The following is a 12,057-nucleotide window of genomic DNA, read 5'->3' as shown; positions in this document are numbered from 1 at the left end:
ACATGGCACAGCAAACACTGAACGAATTATACGAAATTATTAAAAATCGCAAGGTACAGCCAAAGGAAGGTTCTTATACGAATTATTTATTCGACAAAGGGCTCGATAAAATCTTGAAAAAAGTTGGTGAAGAGGCTACAGAGGTAGTAATCGCCGCAAAAAATGAAGATCCACAGGAGCTGATTTACGAAACAGCAGACGTGTTATATCACTTGCTCGTGTTATTAGTAGAGAAAAATATCCCATACGAAGCCATTGAAGCTGAGCTAGCGAGCCGCGAAGGGGTTGTTAGCAAGACTACGGATCGCCCAGAAATTACAAACTTATAATGTATATCCTGTTATGAGCTCGGACATATGAGCTCTGGTGGAGTTCATATGTGTTATATGAGTTAAGGAATAGATAGAAAGGATAGCCTATGAAAGAGATAATTCGCACATTGAAACCTTATATACCTGAGGAGTCGGCTGAAGCGGTGAAAGAGCGCCTTGGTGTAGAGCGATTGGTGCGCTTGTCGGCGAATGAAAATCCATACGGCACATCGCCATTGGTACGGGAGGCTATCCTTAGCTATGTAACCCATAATGATGCCAACTACTATCCGGATGGCAACGCCACCGATTTGCGCATGAAATTAGCGAATTACTGGCAGGTACAACCTGAGCAACTGGTCATCGGCGTGGGTCTAGATGAGGTCATCGCCATGGTCAATAAAACATTGATTACCGCTGGTGACTCCATCGTAGTAAGCGTGCCAGCCTTCTCGGAATATGCCTTGAATGGCCTCGTGGAAGGTGCTGAGATCCGTGAGGTGCCAGCTGATTTTGAAACGGGACAGTATGATTTTTCTGCTCTTGTGAAAGCTGTAGATGAAACGACACGGGTCGTGTGGATTTGTAATCCTAATAATCCAACGGGTACCTATGAGTCTGTTGAAAATATCCGCAAATTTGTAGCAGCTATACCAAAGGAAACCTTGGTCATCATAGACGAGGCGTATATCGATTTTGTCACTTCCGTAGCAGTTCCTACGGCACGTGCGCTCTTGGATGAATTCCCTAATGTGGCTATCATGCGTACCTTCTCGAAAGCCTATGGCCTTGCCAATTACCGTGTAGGTTACATGATGACACCTATAGAGTTGGCAAATTATATGCAAACCATTCGCTTGCCGTACAATTTGAATACCTTATCTCAAGTGGCTGCAGAAGCCGCTTTCGGTGATCAAGAATTCGTGGCGAGAACGGTCTCTCAAAATGCAGAGGAACGGTCAAAATGGGAAATCCTTTTTGACGAGCTAGGTATTCACTACTATAAGAGTGAGGCTAATTTTATTTTCTTTGCAGCGCCTGATGCGGAGGGTCTTGCAGATGCTTGGCTTAAATCAGGTTACCAAGTGCGCCGAGGTCAACGAGAAGGATGGTTACGTCTTACGATTCCCATGCCTCAAGATGGGGATGTTATGCGTAAGATATTAAGAGACTTCATGAATTGATTTGTATAGAATAACATACAATTCGTAATACGTTTTGTTTAATCTTATCGTGTTTTACCCTATAGAATGGAGTTTATTATGATTGCCATTATAGATTATGATGCAGGGAATACCTTCAATGTCCAGAAAGCCTTAGCTTACATTGGCATTGATGCAGTGCTAACGGCAGATTCGGCGACTATATTAAATGCTGATAGTGTTCTCTTGCCAGGTGTAGGCGCATATGCACCGGCGATGGCAGTTCTAAAAGAACGTGGTTTAGTCGATGTCATCTATGAAGTAGTAAAACGTGAAATACCTTTATTAGGTATTTGTTTAGGGATGCAACTTTTATTTGAAGAATCTGAAGAATACGGCCCAACGCCCGGTTTAGGCCTTATTCCCGGTAAGGTAAAAGAAATTCCTCGCAACCTTGGCCTTAGCGTGCCTCATATGGGTTGGAATAAAAATGTAGTACACCAGCCTCATAGTGCTTTTAGCAATGTAGATGATCAATATACATATTTCGTTCATTCCTATTATGTGGATACAGATCCTGAATATATCATATCTACTGCAAATTATGGTATCGATGTACCTGGCATTGTAGAACGAGGTAGAGTATATGGAATGCAATTCCACCCTGAAAAAAGCGGTGTCGTAGGTCTAAATTTGTTGCGTACATTTGGGACTATTACAAAAACTTATAGGAAAGCAGGAGAATAGGGATATAGCTATCTTTTATTACAGATAAGAATGAGTCATTCAGTAACCAATATATCTAGGATAATAACGGCATCTCATAGGTAGAGAATGCCGTTATTATGCTTTATAGTTATACTTAACTTTCAAAATGAGAAATTAATAATTGACACCTTGTTGATTAGTTATACAATAATGTTGTAAGTACTAACATTTTAGGAAGCCATTGTGGCATGGATACGATACATAAGTTTTATCAGTAATATTCATATACTCCATGTCACGTGATTATTGGAGGTGTTTATATGGTTATGAATGGTATTTACTTAGTTATTGCCTCCGCGTGTATTCTAATTTTAGCGTACCGCTTTTATGGGGCTTTTATAGCGGCTAAGGTACTGACATTGGATCAATATCGTCCAACGCCAGCTATGGTTCACAATGATGGTCACGATTACGTGCCAACCAACAAATGGGTAACCTTTGGTCATCACTTTGCAGCAATTGCTGGTGCAGGGCCACTTGTAGGTCCTGTTATCGCAGCACAGTTTGGATATTTGCCTGGGGCATTATGGATCCTAATTGGTTCCGTATTAGCCGGTGCTGTACATGATATGGTTATCTTGTTTGCTTCCGTTCGTTACGATGGTAAATCGATTGCGGATATTGCTCGTGAAGAAATCAGTAAACTTGCTGGTTTTGGTGCTATGCTCGCTACCTTATTCCTATTGATCATTACCCTTGCTGGTATGGCCGTAGTAGTAGCTAACGCATTGCATAACTCTCCTTGGGGATTCTTCTCCGTATTTGCTACCATTCCAATCGCTATTTTTATTGGTATTTATTTGAAATGGTTGCGTCCTGGTAAAATCCAAGAGGCGACTATTATTGGGGTAGCCTTAATCTTCGCAGCCATCATCTACGGTCCAAATGTAGCGGCTAGCGAATATGCATCTTGGTTCACATACGACTTGCAAACCATTGAAATTATGCTTGCTGTGTATGGTTTCTTTGCGGCTGCATTGCCAGTATGGTTGTTACTTGCTCCTCGTGACTATTTGTCCACATACCTTAAAATCGGTACAATCGGTGCATTGGCTCTTGGTATTATCATTGTAATGCCTGAAATTCAAATGCCAGCTGTAACTCCTTACATCTGGGGCGGCGGTCCTGTATTGAAAGGTTCCGTATTCCCTTACATCTTCATTACTATCGCATGTGGTGCGTTATCTGGCTTCCATACTGTTATTGCTACAGGTACAACACCTAAAATGCTTACTAATGAAAAAGAAATTTTACCTATCGGTTATGGCGCGATGTTAACAGAAGGCTTCATCGCTATGATGGCCTTGATTGCTGCCACTGCATTGCATCCAGATGATTACTTTGCGATTAACTCCACAGTTGAGTCTTTCAAAGCTTTAGGCCTTCAAGTCCATGAATTGCCAGCATTGTCTGCAATGGTTGGTGAAGACTTGATGCACCGTCCTGGTGGCGCCGTATCCCTTGCAGTAGGTATGGCTCATATCTTCTCCAGATTGCCTAACATGGCTCACTTGATGGGTTACTGGTATCACTTCTGTATCATGTTTGAAGCATTGTTCATCATGACATTAATCGATGCTGGTACTCGTGTAGGTCGTTACTTACTTCAAGAATTATTAGGTCATTTCCATCCTAAATTCAACGACCAACACTGGGCTCCTGGTGTGTATGGTTGTGCCGCTTTAATTTGTATCTTGTGGGGCTACCTAGTTCTACAAGGTAATATCGGTATTATCTGGCCTCTATTCGGCGTATCTAACCAATTATTAGGTACCATGACATTGGCCGTAGGTACTACAGTTATTATGAGACTTGGCCGCAAACGCTATGCTTGGGTAACAGGTATTCCTTGTATCTTAATGGCTATCGTGGCTATCGCTGCAGACTATGAAAATGTATTCTACAGCTATATTCCTGCTGGTAAATGGATTTTAGTAGCATTTAGTGCTGCTATGTTCTTCATGATCCTTATCGTATTGGTAGAAGCCGTACGTAGTTGGATTCGCTTGTCTAGCATTCCTCAAGACTATCGGACTCAAGCTGAAATCGAAGCTGAAAGCCTTGTAAAATACGGTAAAGAAGTAAAAGCATAAGATTGATTATTGCAATATATAAAGTGCACTCACATTTGTGGGTGCACTTTTAATCTATAAATTTGCTGTCTTTTTTATAAAATAGTTAGGTAATGGCGCCTTGCATGCAGAGTTTTCTGTGAGCAAGGCGCTTTTTGTATGGAAAAGAGTTTCTTATGGTCAATATGATTGATACAGGCAACACCACATGGATATTGTGATTTGAACATGTTATAATAGGGCTATGAAACATTATATACGTTCTTATTGGACAAAATATAAACAATTGTATAAGAAAGGCCTAAAAGGCATTGCTGCCTTTCTTGCCATTGGAGCGATTATAGTCTTTGTACTAGCAACCATTGCTAGTCGTGGAATGGGCGTTATTTTTAATGAGGTTATGGCTCGACAAACTATGATGCGCGGTACGGTTACTGTTGAAAGTTTATCTGCTACACCGTGGGGAACTTTGACTTTTACAGGCCTTGTTTGGAAGGACCCAGAAGGGCATGAGTTGCTCAATGCACCAAGTGGGAAAGTCCGCGTCAATATGTGGGATGTGGTGACACGTAATTTTAAGTCCTCCGCTATCAAGGGCATTGAATTAGATGATGCGGTTATAGTTATTGATTTAGACGATAATAATCGGTTGGATTTCGCGCCCATATCTCCAGATGTAAATAAACCAATTAATGAGGTAGAGCCTCGTCCGAAAGCACCTAAAAAGACCACACAAGAACGGCAAGAGGAACTAGGTAAGAAAGTACGTAACTTTAATTGGCAAGGTCAACATTTAGATCTTAAGATTACACTTAGAAATAGTCAGTTAGAGGTCTTTAATAGAAATCGCCATTATGTGATAAAGAATGTAAACTCAAAAATTGATCTTGATAGTAAGAGGGCCATTCGTATCGATATGGAGACGGGCAAATTTGGTGGTACCGCCATAGGGGATGGTCTTGTATTAAAAGGTCGTGTAGATTTAAAGGATGTTTTAAAGCATCGCATGCCTCAACTGGATCTACAATTTGATGTGAAAGGGGTGGATCCATCATCACTAGGCTTTGGTGAGAATATTCATGATGCCATGACCTTGCTTACAAAGGTAACAGGTGATTTTAACCGTCCTTTTGCTAAAGGTCGTGTGACGATGCCTATTTTACGCATCCCCGCACTTACCTTTGAGAATGTAGTAGGAGATGTGACGTACCAAGATGGTATTTTGAATTTTGAAAACGTTAGTGCCAATGTATACAGCGGTAAATTGGAGGCTAAGGGTGTATATAATTTGGACACTCGAGCCTATACGATTACAGGCGTAGCAAAGGATTTAGACAGTAGTGTAGCCCTCAAGGCTCCTGAGTTCCTCGTGCCTGTATCGGCAAATTTGAACTTTAAAAGTGAAGGCCAACCTCGAGACATGGAGGTATGGGGGAACTTCTGGTCTGGTGAAGGGCACTATATGCTGATTCCAATTCAAAGTATTACGGGAAACTTTCACAATAAAGGGCGACATTTATCCTTTAGCGATGTGAAAGTAAATACGAAAATCACCACTATCACTACGGATGCTCTGCGTATCGATGATGGACAGCTCACGATGGGGCCCCTTAATATTACTTCTCACGGAGGCAGTAATTTTATTCTGTATGATGAGTCATTTGATGAAATTGATGAAAATATGACTCGCATTAAAGACGATATGAAACAAGCTAGGGAAAATAGTAGGCGTGCTTCTGACTCTGCAAAAGGCATCGACAAATCTGGGCTTACAGCGCCGGACATAAAAGAATCCATGAAGGATCTGAAACGGAGTATGGATACGGCAAAAGATAGTTTAGATAATCTGTCAAAAAACAGTAAGCAATAAACTGTATTGAGCCGTAAAGGGTGAGAAGAAACAATAAAGTAATAATATAAAGTAACGGAAATAATAAACTAGCAGAAATCAAAAAAGAAGGCAATTCATCATGGTGATGAGTTGCCTTCTTTTAGTTATAAGGTGCTAAATTATATGTAGCTATACGAAAGATTTTATTATCTGTTTAATCCATTAGAGCGTACATATTCGGTATTTTCTGTGTCTTTGGTATCTGTTTTGGTGTTAGTTCGTTTTACCGTAATAAGAGGTTTCTTTTCTTTGGTTTCCTCTTCTTCGTATGGAATTACTTTATCTCCTTGATCCGGTAAAAATGTTTCGATACCGTTTCGTTTGCCTTTTTGCGTGTTTGAATCAGTGGCCAATTGACTTTGTTGTGGAACGATGTATATTTCGTCTTTATTGATGGTTACATCATTTAACAAGAGTTTGAATACGTTCGGACTTACATACAGAATTCCGTCTACCATACGTGCTGCAGGCAGTAAAGATTCGGATGTATCAAGGTTGATGATTTGCAGTTTACCCTTGCGCACGACTTGTTTAGAGTCTGGTTGTACCGCTAAGGTAGCAATATTCATATCGATTAATGCCGTTTTTGTAGGGGCATCCCAAGATACTTTATAACCTAATGCTTCTGATACTTGACGTAACGCTACGAGTGGCTGACCGTCAACATAGATGACATTTGGTTTATTATCTATGGGCTCTAATAATATGCCATCTACATTGATATAATGCTGTGTCGTTACTGATGCAGGTCTTTTTAAACTCTGTGTCGTTGTAGCTGTCTCCGCTCCGACTGCTGCCTGTGCAGGTTGCACCATTCCGCTTGTGAAAGCTAGCGCCCCAACGGCTATACCGGACAAAATCAGTTGTTTTAATTTCATGGTAACCTCCATTGTGTATAAAACGTAACGATAAATCATAATGGGTACTATAACATGGATATATGAATATTATATTATGAATTTTAATTTTACAAAACTAATAAAGAAGAAGGGATGAATTTATCGATTTGCTATAGAAAAACGAAGTCAAATAGAAATTTTAAGAAAAGAAAGGTACTCTGTTCATAAAATTGCTAGTTTAATTGGTGTTCACCATTCTACTGTAGTAAGAGAATTAAATCGTGTTAAAGACGAATACTCTACGATTAAAGCACAACAGGTAGCAACTAGTAAGTCTGCTAATAAAGGAAGACTAATAAACTTAATACCTCAATTAGCGGCTTTAATTAAATCCAGATTATAACAAACTTGGTCTCCAGAAGCACTAATGCTGATTAATAATTGACCTAGGAAATGCCTTAAGTTTAAAACACCAGATTAGAAAATTGATTTAATTTTGTCGCATTACTTATTACAATTTAAGACAAGATTAAATGATTTATTAATGGTGGAATCCGGTTTAGATATTTTTATAACTCTACGTTTAGAAAGATAGTATAATTAAAAAAGGGGCTGTAAGCGAATTCTTTAAAAGCAGCATTTTGTTTATGGTCATTTTTATACGTTCATTTGAGGTGTGAAAAGATATTTAGTAATGTTGATTTGTAGCTTTTATATAATCTATATTGAGAAAGTACGTTGCAAGATCTGCCGGCTCTTTTGTAGTTGGTATAGTCGGTACGAAAGCTAGAAATTACGCAAAATATGAAATTAAATTTAATTTGAAAAAGGATGTAGATAAGTAATGTATCAAGATCTGATTATGATATTTGGTATTATATTCTTCATATACAAACTTATTACGCATAAAGGTAAGCTTAGTTTAGCTCGAATTATCTATACTTTTAGCTTAGTACTCGGGTGTGGAATATTTTTCATACGTAATTTAATATCTCCATTTACTATGTTGTTTTGGTGGATATTTTGTATGGGGATATCTTTAGTTGGAATGTACTTTATGCTTAAAAATGATGAGTTTGAAAGTGATAAAGTAGAAAAATATCATTTTAATTTTAAAGCAGGCGTATATGTTTGGTTATTTCTAGTAGCCTTATACATATATTTATATATTTTGACCTATTATTAGATACGCTGACCGTACATATAGCAGGATCTATTGATTAACGTATAATGCTAATATAAGGCATATGAATCTAAAAAAGGACACTATAGTCTAATCTTCAGTGAGCGGTATTACTGAATGGGTTGGAGCCATAGTGTCCTTTTAGTTTTTATGGATTTGATGTTCGAGAGCATGTTATTAGATGCATTAGTTGCTACTAACAGTTTAACTAGACCTGGGGGAGGACTTTTTTAGCACTACGTATGATATAATTTATTTATATTGAATGATTTCGCAGAATTTATATTTTATAGAAAGAGGTTCCTTATGGCATCCGGCAGATCTGAAAAAGAGTTACAAGGGGTAACGATGTTAGGTCACAAGACCGATTACCCAACTGATTATGCACCACAGGTGTTAGAGGCGTTTGATAACAAGCATCCTGACAATGATTACTTCGTTAAGTTTAACTGTCCTGAGTTCACTAGCTTGTGTCCTATGACAGGGCAACCAGACTTTGCCACAATCTACATTTCTTATGTACCAGATAAGAAAATGGTTGAGTCCAAGTCCTTGAAGTTGTATCTGTTTAGTTTCCGCAATCATGGGGACTTTCACGAGGACTGCATTAACATTATCATGAAAGATCTTGTGAAGTTGATGGATCCTAAGTACATCGAGGTATGGGGCAAGTTTACGCCGCGCGGTGGCTTGTCTATCGATCCATACGCAAATTACGGCAAGCCTGGTACAGAGTGGGAAAAGACGGCAAAAGAGCGCCTTCATTTCCACGACATGCAGCCAGAGCGCGTAGCATACCGTTAATATGGCATACGAATATTTAACAATGGTCGCATCCTTTATTACTTGTTTTATGATGGGTGTGACCTTGTCTTTACAACCTGCATCAATAATCGTAGGGGCTCACACTCATTTAAGAGAACAAAGTAAATGGACTCGCTGGAACGGATATATCATGTTTGTGTTGCTCCTATTTGTGTTAGATATGCTCGTAACGAATGGTATATATATTGCGTTTCACGATGTGTATGGTAATCTTTTGAACATTGTTTATCATGATTTCAATCCTATGGACATGTTCTTTAGTGAAAGCTTTCAAATAGTTGTTATTCTAGTCTTTTCGCTTGTGTTATTTCAAGTGTTAGGGCTCGTTGATTTAGCTCATGGAGAACGGGATTTATCCTTTTATTATGACCAAGTAGATGAGGGTAAACAGAAGTCATCTTGGATGGAGCGGTACATGGGGAGTCAAAGAGGCTTTCTTGGAGCGAGCTTGGTGGGTTTGCTCTATATGCTGAGAATGACGATAAAAACAATGTGGCCTTATATCGTGTGCCTAGTGTGGTTTAAAATCCTAGCTATACTTGTAAATGTATTAGTGTCTCCGAGTATTAACCGAATTATGCATGCTGATAATGAATTGACGACCCTAATCATTTTCGACCCATATATTATCACCTATGTAGTTGCTGGTTTCTTATGGGGTCATGTAGCATTACATCATGATGTAACTAAAGTATCGCACTTAGCTAGTAGCATGGCTATATATCTTATCCCTCGTCTTACAGTTTTGGTAGGAGCGGTTTTCTTTATAGGATTGGCCCTCATCATTATAATGGTACCCATCACATGGGATGGGGTACTTAATGCACTTACAACAAAATAGATAAAGCTAGTTATTTCCTGTATTTTTAGGGTTTTAAAAGTCGTTCTCATTCTCTTGACAATGAAATGATTCAAATGTTAGAGTATGGTTGTATTAATTGGAATACATAAACGGTTATACCCCGTGTATGGTGAATAACAAGGTGCAATATAATATCGTCCTTGGGATGTTCCTAAGGACGATTTTTATCATCTATCGCTAGAGGGAGAATTAGATGAGTATAGTAACAAACCAAACAACTGAACTTATCGGTAAAACACCGGTATATCAATTACAAAATACTAATATCTATGTAAAGCTTGAGAAATATAATGTAGGTGGATCTGTAAAAGACCGTGCCGTACTCGGTATGTTGCAGGCTGCAAAAGAGCAGGGTCGCATCCATGAGGATAGCATCATTGTAGAAGCCACAAGTGGTAATACGGGAATCGCTCTTGCTATGGTAGGCGCTATTTTACATATTAAAACAGTAATTATCATGCCTGAAAGTATGAGTAAAGAACGCCGTGAGCTTATTAAGGCGTATGGGGCGCAGCTCATCTTAACACCAAAAGAAACAGGTATGAAGGGGGCTCTTGAGCGGGCAAATGAAATTTTAGCAAAGTATCCAAATGCTTTCACCTTGGGCCAATTCGTAAATCCTGCAAATCCAGATATGCATTACCGCACGACGGGTAATGAAATTGTAGAACAAGTGCCAAATGTCGATGTATTTATAGCGGGTATCGGTACAGGTGGTACTTTCACAGGCGTTACAAGACGATTGAAAGAACATAATCCTAATCTAAAAGCCATTGCTGTAGAGCCAGCGGGATCTCCTGCTATTACCGAAGGTAAGGGCGGCCCTCACAAAATACAAGGTATTGGGGCTGGTTTCATTCCTGAAAACTTTGACCAAAGCTTGATGGACGGCGTGCAAACTGTAAGTGATGAAGAAGCTTTTAGCGAGGTGCAAACCTTTATGCGTGAAAGTGGTATCTCTATTGGTCTTTCCGCGGGGGCGGCCATTGTAGCGGCAAAACGCATGGCTCGTGAATTACCTAAGGCGAACATCGTTGTTATTGCACCTGATGGAGTAGAGAAATATTTATCCCTTTTGGACTTCGGCAATAATGAATACGTTAAATAATAGATTTTAGATAGATAAAATACGAGATTTTGAATGATAAAAGAATAGGTTCTATATAGATATAGCCTTATATATAGGAATATAGACCAAATATGTTGTATACTAGATATATCTATATTTCTGTAGAATGTAAGTAGAGTTATTTGAGATGGAGTCACTATGATGCAAGGTTTGCGCGATTTATGGGGCAAAATTCAATATAATATTAAGCGCGTAATGGATTCTGACCCAGCTGCCACAAGTGTATGGATGGTTATATGGACATATCCACATATTACGGCTTTGTTCTGGCATTTCTTTGCCCACCGTTTATATAAGGCGGGGTGGCCAATCTTGGCTCGTCGTGTGGCTCTCCATTCTCGTCATGTAACGGGCATTGAAATCCATCCAGGTGCGACGATTGGTCGCGGCCTCTTTATTGATCACGGTATGGGGGTTGTTATTGGTGAAACGGCTATTGTAGGCGATAATGTAACCTTGTTCCATCAAGTAACACTAGGTGGGATGTCTTCTAAAAAGGTAAAGCGCCATCCGACCATTGAAGATGATGTACTCATCGGTACGGGTACAAAAATCTTAGGGGATATTACGATTGGGGCGCGCACGAAGATTGGCTGTAATCTCGTTATCAAACATGATATTCCTAAAGATATGGTAATTTTTGAAACAGACCCAGAAAATATGTATGTTCGTAAACTTAGTCGCAATGCAACCGCTGCACAAGCAGAGGAGAAAAAAATCCCTGATAATTACATAGAATACTATATTTAATATAGAAACGTATTTAATATATAATCATATTTAATATAGAATCATACAAAGAATCATACAAAGAATCATACAAACCTCTAACTATTGGATTAACTAGTAGTTAGGGGTTTTTTATGATTCGAAGAAACATGTTTCTTCGAATTATTGGATTTAGATTTGGTATGTATTGTATTGGGGATAAGTTTGATTTAGTATGGTTATAATATTTTCATTAAACTTTTATACAAAAATATCTGCTCATGTATTGACATGGAAAATCATTATTGGTAGAATATAAACATAATC

The 12,057-nt window shown here is 38.9% G+C and carries 11 protein-coding genes; 10 read left to right on the top strand and 1 reads right to left on the bottom strand.

Annotated elements, in window-relative coordinates:
- The first annotated feature begins 2 nt into the window (after nt 1-2).
- The 5 genes from hisE to HMPREF0874_RS08720 all read left to right on the top strand — a co-directional run bounded on the left by hisE (nt 3) and on the right by HMPREF0874_RS08720 (nt 6,163).
- On the top strand, nt 3-329 hold the full coding sequence (gene hisE, locus HMPREF0874_RS08740; protein WP_008603221.1) for a phosphoribosyl-ATP diphosphatase: 327 nt from the start codon (nt 3-5) through the stop codon (nt 327-329).
- Nucleotides 330-418: 89 nt separating this feature from the next.
- Nucleotides 419-1,495: a histidinol-phosphate transaminase gene (gene hisC, locus HMPREF0874_RS08735; RefSeq protein ID WP_008603220.1), complete on the top strand. Its 1,077-nt coding sequence runs from the start codon at nt 419-421 to the stop codon at nt 1,493-1,495.
- 78 nt (nt 1,496-1,573) lie between these two features.
- Nucleotides 1,574-2,200 (top strand): imidazole glycerol phosphate synthase subunit HisH, encoded by a 627-nt coding sequence (gene hisH, locus HMPREF0874_RS08730; protein ID WP_008603219.1) that lies wholly within the window; start codon nt 1,574-1,576, stop codon nt 2,198-2,200.
- 281 nt (nt 2,201-2,481) lie between these two features.
- Nucleotides 2,482-4,314 (top strand): carbon starvation protein A, encoded by a 1,833-nt coding sequence (locus HMPREF0874_RS08725; protein WP_004694192.1) that lies wholly within the window; start codon nt 2,482-2,484, stop codon nt 4,312-4,314.
- Between the two features lie 223 nt (nt 4,315-4,537).
- On the top strand, nt 4,538-6,163 hold the full coding sequence (locus HMPREF0874_RS08720; protein ID WP_008603217.1) for a membrane biogenesis protein AsmA: 1,626 nt from the start codon (nt 4,538-4,540) through the stop codon (nt 6,161-6,163).
- Nucleotides 6,164-6,330: 167 nt separating this feature from the next.
- On the opposite strand, the gene HMPREF0874_RS08715 is transcribed toward HMPREF0874_RS08720, so the two are convergent.
- The gene (locus HMPREF0874_RS08715) at nt 6,331-7,062 is read right to left on the bottom strand and encodes a copper amine oxidase N-terminal domain-containing protein (protein WP_038125747.1); all 732 of its coding nucleotides are present in this window, start codon (nt 7,060-7,062) and stop codon (nt 6,331-6,333) included.
- 118 nt (nt 7,063-7,180) lie between these two features.
- Here HMPREF0874_RS08715 and HMPREF0874_RS10150 point away from each other — a divergent pair, with 118 nt between their 5' ends.
- The 5 genes from HMPREF0874_RS10150 to epsC all read left to right on the top strand — a co-directional run bounded on the left by HMPREF0874_RS10150 (nt 7,181) and on the right by epsC (nt 11,772).
- Nucleotides 7,181-7,426: a helix-turn-helix domain-containing protein gene (locus tag HMPREF0874_RS10150; RefSeq protein ID WP_316066741.1), complete on the top strand. Its 246-nt coding sequence runs from the start codon at nt 7,181-7,183 to the stop codon at nt 7,424-7,426.
- Nucleotides 7,427-8,512: 1,086 nt separating this feature from the next.
- Nucleotides 8,513-9,010, top strand: coding sequence for a preQ(1) synthase (gene queF / locus HMPREF0874_RS08705; protein WP_004697960.1), 498 nt, complete (start codon nt 8,513-8,515; stop codon nt 9,008-9,010).
- 1 nt (nt 9,011) lies between these two features.
- Nucleotides 9,012-9,872 (top strand): hypothetical protein, encoded by an 861-nt coding sequence (locus HMPREF0874_RS08700; protein WP_008603210.1) that lies wholly within the window; start codon nt 9,012-9,014, stop codon nt 9,870-9,872.
- 214 nt (nt 9,873-10,086) lie between these two features.
- Entirely contained in the window at nt 10,087-11,001 is a 915-nt protein-coding gene (cysK, locus tag HMPREF0874_RS08695; RefSeq protein WP_008603208.1) for a cysteine synthase A, read from the top strand.
- A gap of 159 nt (nt 11,002-11,160) precedes the next feature.
- Nucleotides 11,161-11,772 (top strand): serine O-acetyltransferase EpsC, encoded by a 612-nt coding sequence (epsC, locus tag HMPREF0874_RS08690; RefSeq protein WP_038125748.1) that lies wholly within the window; start codon nt 11,161-11,163, stop codon nt 11,770-11,772.
- The last annotated feature ends 285 nt before the right edge of the window (nt 11,773-12,057 follow it).

The organism is Veillonella sp. 6_1_27 (assembly GCF_000163735.1).
GTDB classification, from domain to species: domain Bacteria; phylum Bacillota; class Negativicutes; order Veillonellales; family Veillonellaceae; genus Veillonella; species Veillonella parvula_A.
This window is presented reverse-complemented; position numbering and strand designations above follow the sequence as displayed.

Coding starts and splice junctions, on each gene's coding strand:
- hisE (WP_008603221.1), top strand. CDS start 3: ATGGCACAGCAAACACTGAACGAATTATACGAAATTATTAAAAATCGC.
- hisC (WP_008603220.1), top strand. CDS start 419: ATGAAAGAGATAATTCGCACATTGAAACCTTATATACCTGAGGAGTCG.
- hisH (WP_008603219.1), top strand. CDS start 1,574: ATGATTGCCATTATAGATTATGATGCAGGGAATACCTTCAATGTCCAG.
- HMPREF0874_RS08725 (WP_004694192.1), top strand. CDS start 2,482: ATGGTTATGAATGGTATTTACTTAGTTATTGCCTCCGCGTGTATTCTA.
- HMPREF0874_RS08720 (WP_008603217.1), top strand. CDS start 4,538: ATGAAACATTATATACGTTCTTATTGGACAAAATATAAACAATTGTAT.
- HMPREF0874_RS08715 (WP_038125747.1), bottom strand. CDS start 7,062: ATGAAATTAAAACAACTGATTTTGTCCGGTATAGCCGTTGGGGCGCTA.
- queF (WP_004697960.1), top strand. CDS start 8,513: ATGGCATCCGGCAGATCTGAAAAAGAGTTACAAGGGGTAACGATGTTA.
- HMPREF0874_RS08700 (WP_008603210.1), top strand. CDS start 9,012: ATGGCATACGAATATTTAACAATGGTCGCATCCTTTATTACTTGTTTT.
- cysK (WP_008603208.1), top strand. CDS start 10,087: ATGAGTATAGTAACAAACCAAACAACTGAACTTATCGGTAAAACACCG.
- epsC (WP_038125748.1), top strand. CDS start 11,161: ATGATGCAAGGTTTGCGCGATTTATGGGGCAAAATTCAATATAATATT.